At 51.1% G+C, this 19,729-nt stretch carries 17 protein-coding genes; 11 read left to right on the top strand and 6 right to left on the bottom strand.

The genetic code is table 11. The features are described from left to right. Positions 1 to 2: 2 nt before the first annotated feature. The 7 genes from BHK98_RS07635 to BHK98_RS07605 all read left to right on the top strand — a co-directional run bounded on the left by BHK98_RS07635 (position 3) and on the right by BHK98_RS07605 (position 9,080). A complete protein-coding gene (locus BHK98_RS07635; protein WP_075713050.1) occupies positions 3 to 1,160 on the top strand; it encodes an MFS transporter in 1,158 nt (385 codons plus the stop codon). 73 nt (positions 1,161 to 1,233) lie between these two features. Next, on the top strand, positions 1,234 to 2,244 hold the full coding sequence (locus BHK98_RS07630; protein WP_245796853.1) for an NAD(P)-dependent oxidoreductase: 1,011 nt from the start codon (positions 1,234 to 1,236) through the stop codon (positions 2,242 to 2,244). Positions 2,245 to 2,256: 12 nt separating this feature from the next. Then, complete coding sequence (locus BHK98_RS07625; protein ID WP_075713046.1) at positions 2,257 to 4,227, top strand: oxidoreductase; 1,971 nt, start codon at positions 2,257 to 2,259, stop codon at positions 4,225 to 4,227. Between the two features lie 185 nt (positions 4,228 to 4,412). Beyond that, a complete protein-coding gene (locus BHK98_RS07620) occupies positions 4,413 to 5,534 on the top strand; it encodes a sugar ABC transporter substrate-binding protein (protein WP_075713044.1) in 1,122 nt (373 codons plus the stop codon). Positions 5,535 to 5,614: 80 nt separating this feature from the next. Continuing rightward, a complete protein-coding gene (locus BHK98_RS07615) occupies positions 5,615 to 6,574 on the top strand; it encodes an ABC transporter permease (RefSeq protein ID WP_075713042.1) in 960 nt (319 codons plus the stop codon). Further along, positions 6,574 to 8,085, top strand: a complete 1,512-nt coding sequence (locus tag BHK98_RS07610) for a sugar ABC transporter ATP-binding protein (RefSeq protein WP_075713040.1) — start codon at positions 6,574 to 6,576, stop codon at positions 8,083 to 8,085. The genes BHK98_RS07615 and BHK98_RS07610 overlap by 1 nt, the downstream gene beginning before the upstream one ends. Beyond that, positions 8,085 to 9,080 (top strand): ABC transporter permease, encoded by a 996-nt coding sequence (locus BHK98_RS07605; RefSeq protein ID WP_075713038.1) that lies wholly within the window; start codon positions 8,085 to 8,087, stop codon positions 9,078 to 9,080. Before BHK98_RS07610 ends, BHK98_RS07605 begins: the two co-directional genes overlap by 1 nt. 149 nt (positions 9,081 to 9,229) lie before the next feature. On the opposite strand, the gene BHK98_RS07600 is transcribed toward BHK98_RS07605, so the two are convergent. Further along, positions 9,230 to 10,441, bottom strand: coding sequence for a leucine-rich repeat domain-containing protein (locus BHK98_RS07600; RefSeq protein ID WP_075713037.1), 1,212 nt, complete (start codon positions 10,439 to 10,441; stop codon positions 9,230 to 9,232). 562 nt (positions 10,442 to 11,003) lie between these two features. Between BHK98_RS07600 and BHK98_RS07595 the strand changes: the two genes are divergently transcribed. The 3 genes from BHK98_RS07595 to BHK98_RS07585 all read left to right on the top strand — a co-directional run bounded on the left by BHK98_RS07595 (position 11,004) and on the right by BHK98_RS07585 (position 14,470). Continuing rightward, positions 11,004 to 11,441 carry a YkvA family protein gene (locus BHK98_RS07595; RefSeq protein ID WP_075713035.1) on the top strand — a complete coding sequence of 146 codons (438 nt, stop codon included), beginning with the start codon at positions 11,004 to 11,006 and terminating at the stop codon, positions 11,439 to 11,441. A gap of 255 nt (positions 11,442 to 11,696) precedes the next feature. Continuing rightward, positions 11,697 to 12,818, top strand: coding sequence for a ribose-phosphate pyrophosphokinase (locus BHK98_RS07590; protein WP_075713033.1), 1,122 nt, complete (start codon positions 11,697 to 11,699; stop codon positions 12,816 to 12,818). Positions 12,819 to 12,949: 131 nt separating this feature from the next. Continuing rightward, the gene (locus tag BHK98_RS07585; protein WP_075713031.1) at positions 12,950 to 14,470 is read left to right on the top strand and encodes a CHAP domain-containing protein; all 1,521 of its coding nucleotides are present in this window, start codon (positions 12,950 to 12,952) and stop codon (positions 14,468 to 14,470) included. A 152-nt stretch (positions 14,471 to 14,622) separates the two neighbouring features. Here BHK98_RS07585 and BHK98_RS07580 read toward each other — a convergent pair whose 3' ends face one another. The 5 genes from BHK98_RS07580 to BHK98_RS07560 form a co-directional block, all read right to left on the bottom strand. Further along, positions 14,623 to 14,928: a rhodanese-like domain-containing protein gene (locus tag BHK98_RS07580; protein WP_245796851.1), complete on the bottom strand. Its 306-nt coding sequence runs from the start codon at positions 14,926 to 14,928 to the stop codon at positions 14,623 to 14,625. A gap of 131 nt (positions 14,929 to 15,059) precedes the next feature. After that, on the bottom strand, positions 15,060 to 15,458 hold the full coding sequence (panD, locus tag BHK98_RS07575) for an aspartate 1-decarboxylase (RefSeq protein WP_075713027.1): 399 nt from the start codon (positions 15,456 to 15,458) through the stop codon (positions 15,060 to 15,062). After that, the gene (gene panC / locus BHK98_RS07570; protein ID WP_075713024.1) at positions 15,448 to 16,332 is read right to left on the bottom strand and encodes a pantoate--beta-alanine ligase; all 885 of its coding nucleotides are present in this window, start codon (positions 16,330 to 16,332) and stop codon (positions 15,448 to 15,450) included. Before panC ends, panD begins: the two co-directional genes overlap by 11 nt. Positions 16,333 to 16,396: 64 nt before the next feature. Continuing rightward, a complete protein-coding gene (gene panB, locus BHK98_RS07565) occupies positions 16,397 to 17,227 on the bottom strand; it encodes a 3-methyl-2-oxobutanoate hydroxymethyltransferase (RefSeq protein ID WP_075713022.1) in 831 nt (276 codons plus the stop codon). Next, the gene (locus BHK98_RS07560; RefSeq protein ID WP_075713020.1) at positions 17,224 to 18,081 is read right to left on the bottom strand and encodes a Rossmann-like and DUF2520 domain-containing protein; all 858 of its coding nucleotides are present in this window, start codon (positions 18,079 to 18,081) and stop codon (positions 17,224 to 17,226) included. Before BHK98_RS07560 ends, panB begins: the two co-directional genes overlap by 4 nt. Positions 18,082 to 18,425: 344 nt before the next feature. On the opposite strand from BHK98_RS07560, the gene BHK98_RS07555 reads away from it, so the two are divergent. Beyond that, positions 18,426 to 19,622 carry an NAD(P)-dependent malic enzyme gene (locus tag BHK98_RS07555; RefSeq protein WP_075713018.1) on the top strand — a complete coding sequence of 399 codons (1,197 nt, stop codon included), beginning with the start codon at positions 18,426 to 18,428 and terminating at the stop codon, positions 19,620 to 19,622. The last annotated feature ends 107 nt before the right edge of the window (positions 19,623 to 19,729 follow it).

The raw sequence follows: 19,729 nt of genomic DNA, 5'->3' as shown, positions 1-19,729 counted from the left end.
AGATGACAGGCTTCGGTAACAAAAGAATCATTGCCGCAATCGCAGCGATTGCGTTGATTAATGGGTTGCAGCATTGTGTGTCACCGGTATTAAGTGAAATTCATCATCATTTTTCGTCAGTGGATATCAGTTTTGTTCAGATGCTGATTACTGCGCCGTGCCTGATTGCAATGATAGTGGCGCTGATTACGGGCTGGCTTGCCATGAGGGTCGGTCAGCGGACCTTGTTTTTAACTGCGGCCGCAGTATCTGGAGTGACGGGGGTTCTGCCCTGCCTTGCGGATAATTTCTGGATTTTGTTCTTCTCCCGGATGGCCTATGGGTTATCTCTCGGGATTGCGGTTTCGCTAGTCACAGCCCTGGTGGCAGACTATTTTGAAGGCGAACAGCGTGTGCGGGTTATGGGGATGCAAGGTGCTTCGGTGGGAGCGGCGATGATGATTGTTACAACCGTATGCGGTGTCATCGGCAAAGGGGATTTTCGGCGGGCATATTTCATCAATTTGCTTGCGTTCGTCGCTTTTGCGATTATTGCAGTCTGTCTTCCGAAAAAAGAGAAGAAAAAACGAAGAGGAATGCAGCGGATACAATTGAATCACAGGGTATTCGTGATGGCCGCGTTTATGTTTGTGGAATCGTTCTTTGTGATAACGTTTACAACGAATATTTCCATGCATTTATCTGGAAGTCTGAAAGGTGATACTGCTGTGGCAGGTCTGCTCACAGGTATATTTTCGGTTTCACAGGTAATATTTGGTTTTCTTCTGAATCATATTGTTAAAGTGAGCCGGAAATATACACTGCCAGGGGCAATGTTCGGATTGGCATTGGGATATCTTGTGATTGCAGTGTTTCCGGGAAATACTGTAATGCTTGTATTAGGAGCAGTCCTTTGCGGATATTCACAGGGTGTTTATTTCCCAAAGGCGATGGTGGAAGTTACAACTGTTGTTCCTTTGGCATCGGCCCCTATGGCGTCATCGGTCATGACCGTAGCGATCTGCGGCTCACAGCTGATTTCTCCGGTAATCATCAACATAGCTGCAAAACTCGTGTTTGGAGAGACCACGACAACGAATGCATATATGATCGCGTGCATTGGAACGGTTATTAGCGGTATATGTGCTGTTATCTGGAAGATGAAAGACAAAAACTGCTGAAGGAAAGCAGAAGAACAGAGAGGTGAAATGAATGATTAAAATGGCACTTTGTACTCCATTACCAGGCAATGTAATGGATGAAATAAAAAAGAGCTGCGATGTATCAATCTGTGGTGAATTGAAGCACGGAAAGGGAAATGTCACAGAGGAAATGACCCGTGAGGAATGTATCGGAAATGAAATCATTGTCCTTGGGGATGAGATTGCCGGAGCGGATACGATTCATGCATGGGCAGAGGCGGGGATGAGGTTCATCGGTGTAGCAAAGGGAACTCCGGTAACGGTTGATTTCAATGCGATTCAAGAGGCAGGACTGGAACTGTCCTATACTCCGGGAAGAAATCGTGTGGCAGTTGCGGAATTCACTATTGGCCTGATGATTGCCGCCGCAAGAAGAATTGCAGCAGCAACCGTCGGCCTACATCAAGGAGAGCATCTTGGAGAACCGATGAAAGATATTTATGATGTTCCGGAGGTCAAAAATGTTATTTGGGGGCCGCTGGATGAAAACCATCCGTTCACCGATTACGGAATTGGATTCGAGATGTACGGCAAAAAACTGGGAATCGCCGGATATGGCGCTATCGGTCGTGAAGTAGCCGTTCGCGCGGAAGCATTCGGAATGAAAATACTGGCATACGACCCGTATCTTCCGGCGGATAAAATCAGAGCAGATGGAGCAGAGCCGGTAGATCTTGACACAATGCTGACAGAAAGTGATATAATCAGTATTCACTTACCGGTGCTTCCATCCACAAAAGGAATTGTGAACAGAGACTGGTTCAACAAAATGAAGCCTACGGCGTATGTGGTTAATACCGCTCGAGCGGCAGTAATTGATCAAAGAGATTTTGTTGAGGCGCTGCAGAACGGCACGATTGCCGGAGCAGCGATGGACGTTTATTGGAAGGAACCGATTCCTGCGAATCATCCGTTTCTGAAAATGCGAAACGTTACGCTGACGCCTCATATGGCAGGACTTACCACGGATGTGGACAATTGGTCCGGGACTATGATGGGCGATGAAGTGTTGGCATATTTGAATAAGGAACCCAGAAAGTATCTGTGGAAGATTAAAAAATAACGAGGGGATATTATGAAGTGTTATCCAGGGAAGGAAAAGTATCCAAATCTTCTCTCACCAATTCGAATCGGCAATATACGATTAAAGAACCGGATTATTGCAGCTCCAACGAGCCCGAGTATGATAACTACAGAAGGCTTATTTACACCTGAAATGATTGCATATCTGGCAGAGAAAGCAAGAGGAGGCGCTGCAGCGGTCACATATGGGGAATCAATTGTTCATTCTCCGACAGGAAAATCGCATAATAAGCAATTGCAGCTGGATGCGTTTGGAGTGCGTCAGGGATTAACGGAAGCCGCTCGAGCAATTCATAATGCAGGGGCATACGCAAATATTCAGCTCTCACATGGTGGAAAATACGGAGGACTTCTGAGTGTTGGCGGTGATGAAGGAAAAACCGGCATCGCCTATGGCCCCAGTGATGAATTAACTCCTTTGGGAACAGTTCACGCTATGAGTGAGGAGATGATTGAAGAGATTATCTCCTCGTACGGTACCGCCGCAAAGTTGGTAAAAGAGTGTGGCTTTGATATGGTTCAGGTCCATGCGGCACATGGCTGGCTCTTTTCGCAGTTTCTGTCACCAGTGATGAACCGCAGAAAAGATCAATATGGAGGGAGCTTGGAGAATCGGGCCCGCTTTCTGACACGCTCTCTGGGGGCTGTTCGGAATGCTGTGGGCCCTTCGTTTCCGATTGAAATTCGGATTTCAGGAGATGACTTGTCTCCGTCGGGATTAAACATGGAGCAGTGCATTGAGGTTGCAGAGCTTATTGATAACAGTGTGGATCTGATTAATGTTTCCTGCGGCAATCATGAAGACCCTGAACTGTTCTGCAGAACGCATCCATCTTCCTTCCTGGAACATGGTGCAAATGTCTATTTGGCAGCAGAGATAAAAAAACATGTGAAAACCCCGGTTGCCTGTGTAGGTGCGTTGAACGATCCCGGGCAGATGGAGGCGATACTTGCTGACGGTCAGGCTGACATTGTGGAAATCGGTCGTGCGGAACTGGCAGATCCATACATTGCCTATAAGGCGATGAGAAACAGAGCAGATGATATTACGCCATGCATTCGGTGTTATGAATGTTTTGCTTCAACCGGACAGAACGAGATGGTGAAGTGTACGGTGAATCCTGTAACGGGACAGGAACTGCATAGAGAGCAAATTTCACCTGTGACGTCAGATAAAACACTTCTTGTAATCGGAGGAGGACCAGCCGGCATGGAGGCGGCGATCACGGCGTCCCGCAGAGGAATGAAGGTCGTCCTGGCGGAGAAAAAGGAAATGTTGGGAGGGAATCTGCGGCCTGCGGGTGCAGCATATTTCAAACAAGATATCAGAGGCCTCTGTGAGGTTCTTGTTCGCAGGGTTGAACGAGAAAATATTGATGTTCGTCTGAATACAGAAGTGACACCGGAATGGGTGCGAAGCCTGTCTCCGGACGCGCTTGTGGTTGCGATTGGCTCAGAAGAGTTAAGACCTCCAATTAAAGGGATAAACCGCAAGAATGTTATTATGGCGATAGATGCAGAATTGCATCCTGAAATACTGGGTCAGAAGGTTGTTATTATGGGTGGAGGACTGGTGGGCGCAGAAGCTGCTGTTTCCTTTGCCCATGAAGGTCATCAAGTGGATATTGTGGAAATGAAGGAGACTATTTGTGAAGATGTGAATTCTTTTTACCGAGGAGGGCTTATGCCGCAGGTAAAACGCGCAGCTGCTCTGCATACTTCCTCTACTGTAACAGAAATAACAGAAACTGGCGTTTTGGTAGAAAGGAATGGGAAGATATCTGAGATTATGGCAGATTCTGTTGTATGTGCCCTGGGGTTTCGCTCTCCGCATTCTCTTGTCGATCAGTTGTGTGATGAGATTGACGAGAGCTTCATTATCGGCGATTGCGCTCGAGTAGGTAAGATTTATGATGCAATGAATGGGGGTTACTATACAGTATTGCAGATACGCAACGATTAATTTAAAATTGCCTCTTCAAAAAGGAAAATCACAACTTGCGGCGGATTGTAACGAAAATATATAATTAAGAAAATCAAGTTTCTGAAAACTGAGAATTCGTTTGCGAGGCAATTCTACGGTTACAGAAACGGCAACCGGGTTGTAAAGAGTACTTCGTGTTATTTGTAACTCAGAGGAGGAGTAAAATGAAGAAGAAACTGTTTTGTGTGGCTCTGTGTGTCGTAGTCACCATGGGTCTGATGGTGGGGTGCGGATCATCGTCGGAAAAATCCAGCACCGCAAAAGATTTCTACACAATCGGATATAATAATTTCGGAAAAGGTGCGTATCCACTGGATCTCAACCAAAAGGAAACAAAATACGCGGTGGAAGCAGTGGGGAGCAAGCTCAAGACAGCAAATGATAACTTCACTGTTGATAATGTCATCTCTGATGTGAAGAATCTGATCTCATCAAAGGTCGATGGCGTTGTTGTCTGGACAGCAGCAGATACTTTGTATGGATCGCTGGATGATCTGATGAAAGAAAGTAAAATGCCGTTTGCACTCGGCGACAAATATCCGAAGAGTGAAAAGACGATTAAGAAGCTGCAGGATAACAAGTATTTTGCCGGAGCTGTATCCACAGATGATGTACTTACGGGTAAAAACATCGCTAAGGCAGCATATAAAGACGGACACAGGACTGCTTTGATTGTTGCAGCTGCGGTCGGAGATACAAACCATGATGCGCGAGTCAAGGGTTTCACACAAGAATTTACTAAACTGGGCGGAAAAGTGTTGGGAACTGTCCATTGTGCGGATCCGTCGGAAGCGGTGCAAAAGTCAGGAGACCTCCTTGCTGCACATAAAAATGCCGATTGTCTGTATGGAAGTGGCGGAGACTATTCCAATGGCGCTCTGAAAGCTATGTCAAGTGCGGGAATTAGCATGCCGGTCTACGGTACTGACATTGACCCGAATGTTATCAAGGGAATCAAGAACGGCAAAATCAAAGCGGCCAATGGTGCAGCTGGCACCTACTGTGCAAGCTTTGCCGCAATGCTGTTGATCAACTACCTTGATGGACATCCAATTAAAGATAAGGACGGAAAGGCTCCGGCGACAAAGGGTCTGCAGACCATTATGGTAACGAAAGCGAACGTGAAAAACTACGAGAAGTACTGGATCAATGGAGAAATTTTCTCTAAGAAGGAATTCCAGAATCTGCTTTACAGAAATAATAAGGACGTGTCCTGGAAAGATTATCAGGATATGATTGACAATTACAACTATAAGACGAGAATGGAAGCTGTGGCAGAGAAGTAATCCGTTATATCAACAGGATAATATTCATTAGTGCGCTGACTCATCGGTCAGCGCACTATCAGAAATGGAAGGTATTTAAAGTGATTGGCACAGATAAAAAGGCTGGATGGGCGGTAAAATTAGTTGTCATTGTGTCAGCGATCGCCGTCCTGGTGATTATGAATATGCTGACATCGGGCAAATTTCTGGAGCCGTCAAATCTGAAGACAATTGCCGTAAACGCATCGGTTCCGACCTTTACAGCATGGGCGTTTGTGTTCATTTTCGCCAGTGGATTTATTGATCTTTCATTAGGCGCTGTTATTGTACTGGCAGCGAACGTAGCGGGAACTTTTGGCAATGAGCTTGGTTATCCGGGGCTGGTGATAAGTGGCCTTGTTGTTGGAATTCTGCTGATGATGTTAAACTTTACAATATTTCAGGTAACCAAAATTCCATCCTGGATCGCTGGATTGGGAATGACGATGGTGTATGAGGCAATCTCTTCCTTCTATGCAGAAAAGAGGCTGGACATGGGTCTGAGAGTCGTCGATCTGGATGATCGGTACGCGCAGCTGGGACGAGCGCCATTGGCGTTTGTGGTTATTCTGATTGGGCTGATCGTTGCATACATTATTTATAACAGAACGACTATAGGACTGGATATTCGTGCCATGGGAGACAATCAGTCTGTTGCCAGAAATATGGGAATTAAACTTGGGAGAACAGTAATTCTCAGTGGGCTGGTTGCGGGAATCTTTGTCGGAGCGGCATCATTCATGAAAGAGAGCTTTGCCGGGACTGTCAATTCCGTTACCGGATTGCAAAGTCTCAGCCAGACCTTCCAACCACTGGCTGCGGCACTTCTTTCACAGGCATTGGCAAAAAAAATCAACATTATCGTCGCGGTTATCCTTAGTACCCTGTTCGTAATGGCGATTTTCAACTTCCTGACATTGATGAATGTTCCTTCCGGGACATGGCAGGAAACGGTTCTTGGAATTTCCGTAATAATTTTCGGAGTTCTGGCGCAGAGAAACACGAAGGAGGTTGTCAAATAATGAACACTTCCAATGATTTAGTATTCAAGGTAACTGGATTGAACAAACATTTTGGTCCGACTTATGCGAACAAGAATATTGATTTTACACTGAGACATGGTGAGATCAGAGGTTTGGCCGGAGAAAACGGATCTGGAAAGTCAACTCTTCTCTCCCAGTTAGCGGGTATTTATTCCAGCGATTCAGGAACGATACTTAAAGATGGGGAGGTATACCGTCCGGACAGTCCTTTGTATGCCCAGAATCACGGTGTGTCTATCGTCGTGCAGGAATTAGGCTGCATAGGTGCGTTGTCGGCGGGCGTGAATGTTTTTCTTGGAAGAACCGGAGAGTTTACCCGATTTGGCGTTGTAAATATGAGAAAAATATACAGACGCGCCGGAGAGATTTTGGAGCAATGGGGTTTGCCCAGAATTCCGTTGAATAAACATGCGAATGCCATGAGTGTTGAAGAAAAGAAAATCGTCGAAATTGCCAGAGCACTTTCTACCGATCCGGATGTACTGATTCTTGATGAAGTCACGCAGGCTCTTGCACAGGATAATCGGGATAAACTCCATGCACTGATCAGGAAATATAAAGAGCTCGGGAAATCCGTAATCCTGATTACACACGATTTGGACGAGATGATTGAAATCACGGATACGATCTCAATTTTGCGGGATGGAGAGTTGATTGAGACAGTGAACAGCAAAGAGATAACGGAAGATCAGCTGAAAACAAAAATGGTAGGCAGAAGCCTGGAAGGCGAGTATTACAGAAGCGACGCAGAGGCAACCAGAGGGAATGAAGTCATTTTATCGCTAAGAAATGTGTCAACTCCCCGGGGGCTTAAAGATATCAGCTTCGATGTGTACGCCGGAGAAATTCTCGGATTCTGTGGTCTGAGTGATTCCGGAATCCATGAAGTTGGGAAAGTAGCATATGGTTTGGAAGAAAAAAGCAGCGGCTCTGTTATTCTTGTTCAGGAGCAGTACGAAATTCAGAAAGCCTCTGGGGCATGGAAAAACCGAGTAGGCTATGTTCCAAAGGATAGAGACAATGAAGCTCTGATGCTGCACGCTTCGATTCGTGAAAACTTTGATATGAGCTCTGTTCCGGAGGTAATAGGAACTGCGGATTTCCTCAGCCAGAAGAAGCTGAATCAGATAGCAGATGATGCGCGTTCTCAGTTCCGCGTAAAATCAGTAGGTATCTTCCAGGAAATTGATGCCCTGAGCGGCGGAAATAAGCAGAAGGTTAATATGGGGCGTTGGCTGCTGAAAGATCTTCAGCTTCTGATTGTCGATTGTCCGACACGAGGTGTGGATGTCGGCGTTAAGGCTTATTTGTATCAATGCCTGAAAGACGCGAAAGCTGCGGGGCTCGCAATCCTGCTGATTACAGATGAACTGCCGGAAGCGATTGGTATGTCGGATCGGATTCTCGTCATGAAGGACGGACAGATTACCGGGGAAGTTTCGCGAAGTGAAGGGTTAAGTGAAGAAGCGATTGTGAAGGTGATGATATAATGCTGAAGAATAAAAATGTGCAGTTGATCGATATATTACCCATCGTAGCGCTTATCGTGCTTCTGCTTGTGTTTGGGATTACTTCTGGAGGAGCGCTGTTTTCGTCATTCAATATTCAGTCAGTGATTCGCGATTCTATTCCGGTAATACTGGGTGGTCTGGGCGTAATCTTTGTTATCGCTACGGGGGGCTGTGATTTGTCCATTGGCGCTGTAGCAGCTGTGGCGGCGACGGTAGGAGCTTATTATGGTTCAATTTATGGAGCATGGATGACGGTGCTGCTGGTATTGTTGATCGGGTTGGCCAGCGGCACATTTCTGGGGTTAATTACTTCCCGTTTTCACGTATCCTCTTTTATGGCATCATTGGCACTGCTGATGGGACTTCGGGGGTTCTTGAACGTATGTAATGTTAAATGGGAACAGGTATATCTCCCGGAAAGTTTGCATTTTATGAACGGATTTGGCCCGGCACTGCTCATTACGGCAGTACTGACTGTCATCGTCTGGTATGTCTTTGAAAAAACAAAGTTCGGATATTACTGCAAGGGCATGGGCGAAAACGAAAATACAATGATTGCAATCGGCGTAGATACGGTTAAGGTTAGGCATATTGCGTTCATCATCTCCGGTGTTATGGCGGCTGTTATGGGATTGCTGCTGATTTCCGCGACTGGAGGTTCAAGCAGCACATTGGGAAATTTCATGGAGATGAAAGTGCAGATGGGTGTATTCCTTGGAGGCGTGCTCGTCAGCGGAGGAATGCGTTCCAAAATATATAAACTGATCTTCGGTTCCCTGAGTATCACGGTTATTGTAAATGGTCTGACAATCAGCGGAGCGAGTTCCTCTGTTACAGAACTGGCGGAAGGGATTATTTTGATGCTGCTTCTGTATATCACTATTCTTCTTTCCAAAAACAAAGGGTTTAAACGGAAAAAAAGTGGAGCCTCCAACGAAGAGCCTGCAGGAGAAATCGACTCGCAGATAGCGTGAATCAGTAAAAGAGGATTTGCATCCTGCAAGGAATCGTCATCTGATAAACTATTAATGGAAAACGACAGCCGCCCGGCACATCACACCGGACGGCTGTCGCTGCAGGAGCAAATAATGCGGGCGCTGTCTCAGTACTTCACGAAGCCGGCTCAGTACTTCACGAATTTGAACTTATTGGCCTTCGCATATTTATGAGCGGAGCTGCCTTTTTTGCCGTAGATCTTGAAGCCGGATCTTTTTACAACTATGTCGATGGTGGTATTTTCTTCATCGAATCCTACGTCCCAATCGTAACCGAAGGCCTGTTTGCCGATTTTTTTGACGTTGCGGGGGATCCGGACAGACTTCAGATTGGTGGCTCTAAATGCGCCGGCCTGAATGGTGTGAACCCTTTTCCCGAAACTGACGGATTTAAGTTTGTCGCAGCACTGGAAGGCGTTTTCTCCGATCACGCGGGTCCTGCCGGCGAGGATAACCGAGGTGAGATCTGAACATTCGAAGGCGCCGGTACCGATGGTGCGGACGTTTTTCCGTATGGTGACTTTTCTGAGATGGGTATTAAGATAGAAAGCGTGTGCTCCGATGGAGGTGACGTTTCCGGGAACCGTATAGGAACGATTTTTCCGTCCCGGCGCATAGGCGACGATCCGGGTCTTCTTTTTGTTATAGAGCAGATATTTGCCTGCTGCAAAGTATTTGCTGCCGCGCTGAACTTTGAATGTCTGTACACCGCTGAATTCGAAGGCGGAGGGATCAACGGATTTCATTTTTCTGGACAGGGTGACAGTCTTCAGCTTCGAAGAATATGAGAAAACGCTCTCTCCAAGCTTTGTGACGTTCTCAGGAACTGTAAAGGATGTCAATCCGCAATTGTAGAAGGCGTAATGGCCGATGGAGGTGACCTGGCTTGTGCCTCTGACTGTTTTTAATGCACTGCATCCAAAGAAGCAGTTATCGGGAATTTCGGTGATGCTTTTACTGAGACTGATCGCCTGCAGGCTCTTAAGGCCACTGAAGGCATCGACGGACAGTTCGGTGACGGTGTCCGGCAGTTCCATGCGGACAAGAGGAGACGTCTGCCAGTCCATCGCTCCGATTTTGACCACGGTATACGTGATTCCTTCGTGTTCGACTGTCTCGGGCACGATCAGATCTCTGTCATCGCCGCGATAGCTGTCCAGCCGGACGCTGTGATCGGACGTATCGATAACCGTGTATTTACAATTATCACTCATAAAGGACATTTCGTCTTCCGCCATTGTTTTTTCGCCCATCACCGGCATCAGTGCCAGCATGAGCATCAGGGCCAGAATGATGGTCAGACCCTGCGCGGCAGTGTGTTTCAATCCGTTCTTCTTCATGACATTTTTCCTCCTCCGGATCTCAGTCCGTTCCCTTTTTCAGGGCTCATTCATCTCACAAAGTATTGCGGCATTGCGTTTTTACAGCTGTGGCTGCAACAAAGCATTACGGGATTCGCGGTTATGTGCCGCAAGGTTTTCAAGCGTTTCATCCGAAAACCTTGCGGCAGTGGGATTCGGAAACGGCCGAATCCCTGAGCACAAGCATCAATTAGTGTCTGCCGGCGCACTCTTCCATTGGATGGTGCGCCGCGGCGCTGCTGACAAACTGCCGTCAGCGCCCATTAAGTCCGATGGGGACTTAATAAGCATACACTAATTATAATTCCCTGAGCCATTTTTCGATAGTACCCGAAGGGTACTTTGGTACTTCGCGTATGAAGGCGCAGCCCGGAGAATTGGTTTTTGTTGCCCGGGAGCCAAAGGGAAAGTATAATATGAATACAGACAAATTTCTCAGAGGAGTGAGTGTATGGAAAAGATGAAAGACCGAAAAGGAATGAGGCTGTTTATATATTGACAGTATGATCTTTTGTACCCGACGATATAAGGAGGAAACGGCATGCGGCATAATACGGCGAAGCACAGCAGACCCGGCACCCTGGAGATGCCGACGAAGAAACTCACGGAAAAGTTCAATGAATTTCAGGAAAAGGCGAAGGAACTCCTGAAGGATGAGAACAGGATCGAGGACCTTCTGCTGCAGGCGCGGCAAAAACTGAAGGAACTGCCTGCCGGCGGAGACAAACTGGCGTATATACCGGAGCTCATTCTGATGATACACTGTTTTGTGCGAGGTGAATACACGGCGATTTCCATGCCGCATCTGATCGCGATTGTGGCGGCGCTGATTTATTTTGTGACTCCCCTTGATGTCATTCCGGATGCGGTTCCCGGCGCGGGGCTTCTGGACGATGCGGTTGTGGCGGGCGCTGTGGTGAAGTGGTGTCAGGACGATATCGACAAATTTATGATATGGCTGGAAAATAAGCGTAAATGACGGCGCGGACCGGTCGCGTACTGTATGACGAAACTGTTTGTGCGGATCGTATGGCGGAACTGCCTGTGCGAGCTGTACGACAGGGCCGATGCCTGCACAGTGAGCCTCGCCGGACCCGGCGTGCAGGGCCGATTTACATCAAATTTACATTTTTTTTACGGTAGGCATAGTTTTGTTGCGGAATTTATTGTAGAATAGGGTGGAGTTATTTTTCAGGAGCAATAAGCATTAAACACTAGAGTTAAGGGAAAAATTATGAGAACACCAGAAGAATTACTTACAACCCCCAGCAATTTCGGCAACATTGGACTTGTGGCGACAGAGGGAGCGGAAGAACTGGCGAAGATGGTCGACGCTTATCTGCGCCGCTGGACAGGAGAGGACGCTGAATCATATCTGGTCAGCAGTAAATGCCCCCGCTTTTCATCCGGTGACGCCAAGGGCATGATCAACGAGACGGTGCGCGGACGCGATCTCTATGTCTTTGTTGACGTAGGCAACTACGGATGCACCTACAACCTGTTCGGCTATGTCAACCACATGTCTCCGGACGATCATTACCAGGACATGAAGAGGCTGATTCAGGCGGCGGCCGGAAAGGCACACAGAATTTCCGTCATCATGCCGATTCTGTATGGGGGACGCCAGCACAAAAGAAGCTTCCGCGAGTCGCTGGACTGCGCCTGCATGCTGCAGGAGCTTCAGGCCATGGGCGTGACGAACCTGATCTGCTTTGACGCCCACGCCCCGATGATCCAGAACGCGGTGCCCCTGATGGGATTTGATAATATTATTCCGTATTATCAGGTGCTGAAAAAACTGAAGAGAACCTTCCCCGACCTGGACTGCCGCAAGGAGAAGTTCATGATGGTCAGCCCCGACGAAGGCGCGATGAACCGTAACATGTATTATTCCTCCGTCCTGGGCGTGGATCTGGGGATGTTCTACAAACGACGGGACTACGCGACTATGGTGAACGGCCATAATCCCATCGTGGCCCATGAATATCTGGGCGCGTCGGTGGAAGGGAAGGATATTTTCATCACCGATGACATCATTTCCTCCGGCGAATCCATGCTGGATATTGCCTACGAGCTGAAGCGCAGAAAGGCCGGCAACATCTACTGCTATGCGACCTACGGTCTCTTTACCAACGGACTTGCGGAGTTTGACAAAGCCTATGAAGAGGGCGTAATCAAGGGCATTCTCTGCACGAACCTGACCTACCGCAAGCCGGAGCTTGTGAACAAAGAGTGGTTCTACGAGGTGGACGTCTCCAAATATGTGTCCTACCTCATCGCGGCACTGAACGGCGATATCTCCGTCAGCGATATCATCGATCCCAGAACGAAAATCGCTGCACTGCTGAAGGAGTAACGAGCCCGCAGAGTCAGGCAGGGCTTAAATAAATCGAGATGTACCGAGGGCGGATTCCGAAAAAGAGGGGTCCGCTCTTTTCATACGCCGTGAAAAATGGTACAATGTCTTAATCAAAGGGAGGAATGGATATGTGGAGATCCAGAAAGAGCAGAGGCGACAGCCCGGCGGATCAGACACGGGTCTATCGCCGGGGGAGCTTTGAACAGAAAAACCGTCGCCGCCGGTTCGCCGATGACGATTCGGGCGCAGGCGAGGACTTTGTTCCCCGCAACGTCCAACGGCCAGAGGAGCCGGAAGAACCGATTTACAATTCTTATGAGGAATATCTGAAGGCGCATCAGTGGCGGCCCGGCGACAGTGACATCGAGTCGGCCGGCACTGGTTCCCGTTATTCTGACATCGGCTTTGACCGCGCCGACCGTGCCGACCGACACGCCTCAGCTGACGAGTCGACCGGCACTGATTCCCGTCGCAGCAGTACCGGAGAGAGCAGTATCAAAGATCCGTCCTTCGGCGACGGTGGTTTCGACGTGCCGGAATTCGGAAACGGCGTTCGTTCCCGTGGGGCGAGACATGCCGCTGAATCCGGCCTGTCCGGTCTGACTGCCCTGCTGCGCGATAAATATGACGAGGCAGCGGACTGGATTCACGCACTGCCCGGAGTCCTGCTGAGTCACCTGCACATCGGTTCCGGCTATGCAGGCAAGCACTCGGACGAAAAGGAGCGCGAGTTTGTAGCCTTTGAGGATTTGGATTTCTGGTCCAGATTCGACAGAAAAAACAGGAACTCCCAATCCGACAGGATGACGCAGACCTCCTGGAATGCATGGGATCCGGAGCCACAGGAGGATTCCTATGGCGAATGGGAGCCGGAGCCTCGGGATAATTTCTACGATGCATGGGAGCCGGAGCCTCAGGAAAATCCTTATGATGCATGGGAGCCGGAGCCTCGGGAAAATTCTTATGATGCGTGGGAGCCGGAGCCTCAGGAAAATCCCTACGACGAATGGAATCCCCAATCCTCCGAATCATCCCGGAATGCGTGGGAATCCCGGGAACCCGTGCGCCGGGAACCGCCACGTTCCGGCCGAAAGCCGCGGACACAAAGAACAGGACGAAGACTGCGCCCGAGACAGATTATGATGATTGCGCTGTTTATTGTAATTGCGTGGACGGCTCTGCTGGGAATCAGCATGAAGAACGGGGCCGCTTTTCTGGACGGAAATTCCGCGATGGTGGAAACAGCCCGACAGGAGCTGGGGAACGAGGGCGGTGAAAAGTTCTGGAGCTGGTACGGGTTTGATTCCGAGGTGGACTGGTGCGCCTGTTTCGTATCCTGGTGCGCCGATCAGAACGGATATCTTTCAGAGGGGAAGGTTCCGAAATTCTCCTATGTGCAGACAGGTCTGAACTGGTTTAAGGACAAAGGAAAATGGCGGAACGCCGGCGAAAAACCGGTGGCCGGCGATATCATCTTTTTCGACTGGAATGACAACGATGTGGCCGACCATGTGGGTATCGTCGCCGGGTACCACCTAGGTCGCGTATTCACCATCGAGGGCAACGCCTCAGGTGACATCTGCAAACGAAAATCCTACTGGGTCTTCAGTAAATACATTATGGGGTACGGAACGCCTGAAAGCGAATAACCATAGAGCGGGCAGTGCGCGAACAGCGGGCAGTGCGCGAACAGCGGGCAGTGCGCGAACAGCGACCGGTTCCCGACAGCCGCGTTTCGGACGATGGTTCTCGCCTGCACGCCAACCCGCAGATGGTTCCCGACGGCGGCCTGTGCCGGAGGCTATTTCTCCAGTTCTCCGGTCCAGCGGCTGATTCCGCCCATGTTGACAACGTGCTCGTATCCCATTTTCTTCAGATTGTTGCAGGCCTGCCGGCTGCGCGCTCCGCTGAGACAGTACACGAAAAGCGGCGTGCTGACGGGACCGAGTTTTCCGATGGAGAACTGGATATCCGGCAGCGGGATATTGACTGCGCCGGGCAGATGCCCCTGCTCGTATTCTTTTCGGTTCCGAACGTCTACCAGGACGGCTCCGTTCGTGTCGCGGGCTTCCTGTGCGTAATCGTTGATATCTTTTTTGCTGAACAAAATAAAATCCTCCTGTGTTTCTATCCTGCGAACCATGGCGGCCGGCGCTGAGGGCTGCCTGCAGCCGCCCGGCCGCTCTCGATGCCCGGCTGCGCCCGGCGGCTTTCGATGCCTGGCTGCGCCCGGCGGATTTACAGTTCCGTCATGTCCTCCAGACGACCGTGCTTTTCGTAATTGGTGATGCGGCTGATCTGATTGTTTTCATCCAGAAAAACCACAGACGGGCGGTGCCGTTCGGCTTCCTCCGGCGTCATCTGGCAGTATGCCATGATGATGATTTTGTCGCCGACGCAGGCACAGCGGGCCGCCGCTCCGTTCAGGCAGAAAATCCCGGATCCGCGCCGGCCGGCGATGGTATAGGTCGAAAAACGCGCTCCATTGTCGACGTCGACGATGTCAACGCGCTGATATTCTGCGATTCCGGCGGCGTCCATCAGCTCCTCATCGATGGTGATGCTGCCGATGTAGCCCAGCTCGGCCTGGGTGACCGTGGCCCGGTGAATCTTTCCTTTTAACATTTCAATCTGCATTGGACTGTCCCTCCTGAAAATCGATGGGCGGCTGACCCACGGTGAAGTTGTCGATCAGACGGGTGCCGCCGATGCGGACTGCCATCGCAACCAGATCGCCCTCTCGGAACGTATCGACAGGCTGCATGTTTTCACCGTTGACCACCTCTACATACTCCACCTCAGCCATCGGCTCCGAAACCAGCTTTTCTTTCATGGCAGCGAGCAGTTTCCCGCTCCTGCGTTCGCCCCCGTCGGCGATGTCCTGGCCGAGCCGGATCGCTCTGGAAAGGATTCGGGCCGCCCGGCGTTCGTCCGGATTCAGGTATGTGTTTCGGGAGCTCTTCGCAAGTCCGTCCGCTTCCCGCACGATAGGACATCCGACGACTTCCACATCGAAATTCAGATCCCGCACCATGCGGCGGATGATGGCGAGCTGCTGGGCGTCCTTTTGTCCGAAAAAGATTTTGTCCGGCGTCACCGTGTTCAGCAGCTTTGTGATAACCGTGCAGACGCCGCGGAAATGAATCGGCCGCGTCTTGCCGCACAGCGTCTTGCTCAGTACGTCGATGTCCACGAAAGTGCAGAAGTCGTCCGCATACATCTCAGCCGGTTCCGGGTGGAAGACCAGGTCAACCCCATGGGCCTCCAGCAGCCTGCAGTCGGATTCAAAATCCCGGGGATATGTGGCCAGATCTTCATTAGGTCCGAACTGAATCGGGTTTACAAAGACTGAAGCGACGGTGCGGTCGCAGCTCCTGACGGAGGCGTCCATGAGAGAGGCGTGTCCCTCGTGGAGATAGCCCATGGTAGGACAAAGGCCGATGGTGAGGCCTTCGGCCTTCCAGGCACGGACCTGCTCGCGAAGCTCGTTGATTGTGTTTACAGTGTTCATAGTTCTCTCGTCCTCTTTTTCGTTTTTTCAATGTGATTTTTCTGGTGTGATGTGACCGCCGCGGCTAATACAGTCTTGAAAGGATTTCTTCGTTTTTCATTTTGAAGGAGTGGTCCTCGTCCGGGAATGCGCCGGAGCGGACTTCGGAGATGTAGTCCCGGAAGGCCCGGCTCATTTCCTCGCCGATGTTGCTGAAGTGCTTGACGAACTTGGGAGTAAAGTCGTTGAACATGCCCAGCATATCCTGGTAAACGAGAATCTGTCCGTCGCATCCGTTTCCTGCTCCGATGCCGATGGTGGGGATCTTCAGCTGCCGGCTGACCCGGGCGGCCAGCGGAGCGGGAACGCATTCCAGGACGACGGCGAAGGCTCCGGCGTCCTCGATTTTGTGGGCGTCCTCCATCAATTGCTTCGCGGCATCGTCAGTCTTCCCCTGGACGCGGTGTCCGCCGAAAGCGTTTACCGACTGCGGGGTCAGCCCCAGATGCGCCATAACAGGGATTCCGGCGTCTGTCATCGCTCTGATCTGGGGACATACCCGGGCGCCGCCCTCCAGCTTGACGGCCTGGCCGCGGGCCTCTTTCATCAGGCGTCCCGCGTTCATCAGTCCCTGCTCCATGGAGAGCTGATACGACATGAACGGCATGTCCATGACAACCAGCGCATTCTCACAGCCCCGGGCGACGCCGGTGGAATAGCGGATCATGTCCTCCATCGTTACGGAAAGTGTGTCCGGGTATCCCAGCATGGTGTTGCCGAGGGAATCGCCGATCAGCACGCCGTCGATGCCGGCCGCGTCCATCAGCCGTGCGGTGGAATAGTCGTAGCATGTGAGCATGGCGATCTTTTCGCCCTTTTCCTTCTTTTCACGGAACGTCATAATACTGTTTTTCATTCTGCAAATTCCTCCAAGATTTTTTCGACCGCGGCGTAGTCCCGGTCGGGGTGCTTCCTCTGCGCGATGTCTGCAAGGCGCAGGGACAAAAGGGAGTACAAAGCTCTGTCGCGCCGGCTGTCCAGGGACGCCAGGTGTTTCCGGACGGTTTCGGCGTCGCCCCGCTCCACAGGTCCGGTCAGGGCCTGCACCGGGCCGTCCCGCAGCAGATGACGGACGTTGCCGAGCACCAGAGGCGTCAGCGCCGCCCGTGCGTCTTCCTCGGAAAACCCGCATTCGCCCAGCATCGAAATGCTCTGATCCAGCAGTCCGATTACCAGGTTGCTTGCCGCCGCGGCGGCGGCGTGGTAGCGGGTTTTGTCCGCCGGATCGATGAGCCGCGTCTGAAGTCCGGCCTCTGAGAGCATCTCGCGGATGCCGTTCAGATGATCTTTGTTCCCCTCGATGGTAAAAAAAACATCCGGGAGTTCCTCGTAAGCATGGTATTTGTCGCTTACGGCGAACAACGGATGAACGGAATATTCGTATGCACCTGTTTTGTCAATGCCCGGGAACGCCTCGGCAGAGGTCTTCTCCCCGCTGCAGTGACAAATGTATTTCCCCCGAATCGGATGCGCCGCGATCTCTTCGTATACGGAAGTGATGCTGCTGTCAGGTACTGTCAGGAACAACACGTCGCTTTCGTGAATGAGCGCTGCGAGCGAATCGCAGGCCTTCGTGTCTGTGAACTGTGCTGCCTCACGGGCAGAATGAGTGTTGCGGCTGTAATAGCCTGTAACCTTTTTTCCATGTTCTGTGAGATATTTCCCGAGGGTAAATCCCACTTTTCCTGCTCCTATAAATCCTGTCTTCAATCAATCACCTCTTTCGGGTGACGTGATGTCCTGGCCCTTCCGGCCGGTTCGGAGTTCTTCCGGTACAGTTTCCTTCTGGAATACCGTCCATCGGTTGCAGTATAACGCTGTCGGAAGGGTTTGTAAAGAGTTTTTTTGAGCGGAGACGGACGAGGTTTTCTACTGCGAAACCTCGGAAAGCTTTCTGCTGCGAAAACCCGGAAAGCCCCTTGACGTGAGGAAAAAGATAAATTATGCTTTGTAACAGGAGAAAACGCGGAAGCGCAGGCCCGCCGGCGAACTCGACGAACTGCAGCCGCGCCATATATCTTTTGTTAAAAAATGCATCGAACGGGGGGACGCAAATGGATTACGCAAAAGAGTCGCTGAAGCTGCATGAGCAATGGAAGGGAAAGATCGAGGTCGTCGCGAGAACGCCGGTCGAAAATGAGGAGGATTTGTCGCTGGCGTATACGCCGGGGGTGGCGCAGCCGTGCCTGGAGATTCAGAAGGATCCGCGCAGGAGCTATGATCTGACGCGGCGCTGGAATATGTGCGCAGTTATCACGGACGGGTCGGCAGTTCTGGGGCTGGGGGACATCGGTCCGGAGGCGGGAATGCCGGTTATGGAGGGAAAATGTGTCCTGTTCAAGGCGTTCGGCGATGTGGACGCTTTCCCGCTGTGTGTCAGAACGCAGGATGTGGATGAATTTGTCAATGCCGTTTATCTGATTTCCGGGTCCTTTGGCGGAATCAACCTGGAGGATATCGCCGCGCCGCGGTGTTTTGAGATTGAGCGGAAGCTGAAGGCGAAGTGCGACATCCCTGTTTTTCACGACGATCAGCATGGAACGGCGGTTATCACACTGGCCGGCCTGACGAACGCCCTGCGCGTAACCGGCAGGAAAAAGGAGGATGTCCGGATTGTCACCAGCGGCGCCGGGGCGGCGGCCGTCAGCATCACCCGGCTGCTTTTGTCCGCGGGCTTCAGGAATATCATTATGACGGACCGGCGCGGCGCGATTTACAAAGGCCGCCAGATCGGGATGAACTGGGTTAAGGAGGAGATGGCGGAGGTCACAAATCCGGAACGGGTCAAGGGCGACCTGGCCGAGGTGATCAGGGGAGCCGACGTGTTTATCGGCGTCAGTGCTCCAGGACTTGTCACAAAGGATATGGTGCGCTCCATGAACAAAGACGCCATTATCTTTGCCTGCGCCAATCCGACGCCGGAGATTTTCCCCGATGATGCGCGGGAAGCAGGGGCGGCCGTCATCGCAACCGGACGGTCCGACTTCCCGAACCAGATTAATAATGTTCTCGCTTTCCCCGGAATTTTCCGCGGCGCCTTTGACGCCCGCGCCTGCGACATAAATGAGGAAATGAAGCTTGCCGCGGCACACGCGCTGGCCGATCTGATACCGGAAGACGAGCTCGCCCCGGACTATATCATCCCGAAAGCCTTTGATCCCGCCGTCGGCCCCGCTGTGGCACATGCAGTCGCCGAAGCCGCGAGGCGCTCCGGCGTGGCACACGCAGCCGCCGAAGTTGCGCGACGCTGAAGATGCGCGACGCCGAAGCCGCGCGACGATCCGCACGACACCCGCGGCTGCCGAAACTGGACCGCCTAAGGTGAACTGTTCGAAGCCAGAACGAACTTAATTTGGTC

The organism is Hornefia porci (assembly GCF_001940235.1).
Classification (GTDB): Bacteria; Bacillota; Clostridia; order Peptostreptococcales; family Anaerovoracaceae; genus Aminicella; species Aminicella porci.
Note: the sequence above shows the minus strand (reverse complement) of the source record. Positions and strands in the feature narration are given on the sequence as shown.

Excerpts from the sequence above, each read along its gene's own strand:
- BHK98_RS07635 (WP_075713050.1), top strand. The coding sequence starts at position 3 with ATGACAGGCTTCGGTAACAAAAGAATCATTGCCGCAATCGCAGCGATT.
- BHK98_RS07630 (WP_245796853.1), top strand. The coding sequence starts at position 1,234 with ATGGATGAAATAAAAAAGAGCTGCGATGTATCAATCTGTGGTGAATTG.
- BHK98_RS07625 (WP_075713046.1), top strand. The coding sequence starts at position 2,257 with ATGAAGTGTTATCCAGGGAAGGAAAAGTATCCAAATCTTCTCTCACCA.
- BHK98_RS07620 (WP_075713044.1), top strand. The coding sequence starts at position 4,413 with ATGAAGAAGAAACTGTTTTGTGTGGCTCTGTGTGTCGTAGTCACCATG.
- BHK98_RS07610 (WP_075713040.1), top strand. The coding sequence starts at position 6,574 with ATGAACACTTCCAATGATTTAGTATTCAAGGTAACTGGATTGAACAAA.
- BHK98_RS07605 (WP_075713038.1), top strand. The coding sequence starts at position 8,085 with ATGCTGAAGAATAAAAATGTGCAGTTGATCGATATATTACCCATCGTA.
- BHK98_RS07600 (WP_075713037.1), bottom strand. The coding sequence starts at position 10,441 with ATGAAGAAGAACGGATTGAAACACACTGCCGCGCAGGGTCTGACCATC.
- BHK98_RS07595 (WP_075713035.1), top strand. The coding sequence starts at position 11,004 with ATGCGGCATAATACGGCGAAGCACAGCAGACCCGGCACCCTGGAGATG.
- BHK98_RS07590 (WP_075713033.1), top strand. The coding sequence starts at position 11,697 with ATGAGAACACCAGAAGAATTACTTACAACCCCCAGCAATTTCGGCAAC.
- BHK98_RS07585 (WP_075713031.1), top strand. The coding sequence starts at position 12,950 with ATGTGGAGATCCAGAAAGAGCAGAGGCGACAGCCCGGCGGATCAGACA.
- panD (WP_075713027.1), bottom strand. The coding sequence starts at position 15,458 with ATGCAGATTGAAATGTTAAAAGGAAAGATTCACCGGGCCACGGTCACC.
- panC (WP_075713024.1), bottom strand. The coding sequence starts at position 16,332 with ATGAACACTGTAAACACAATCAACGAGCTTCGCGAGCAGGTCCGTGCC.
- panB (WP_075713022.1), bottom strand. The coding sequence starts at position 17,227 with ATGAAAAACAGTATTATGACGTTCCGTGAAAAGAAGGAAAAGGGCGAA.
- BHK98_RS07555 (WP_075713018.1), top strand. The coding sequence starts at position 18,426 with ATGGATTACGCAAAAGAGTCGCTGAAGCTGCATGAGCAATGGAAGGGA.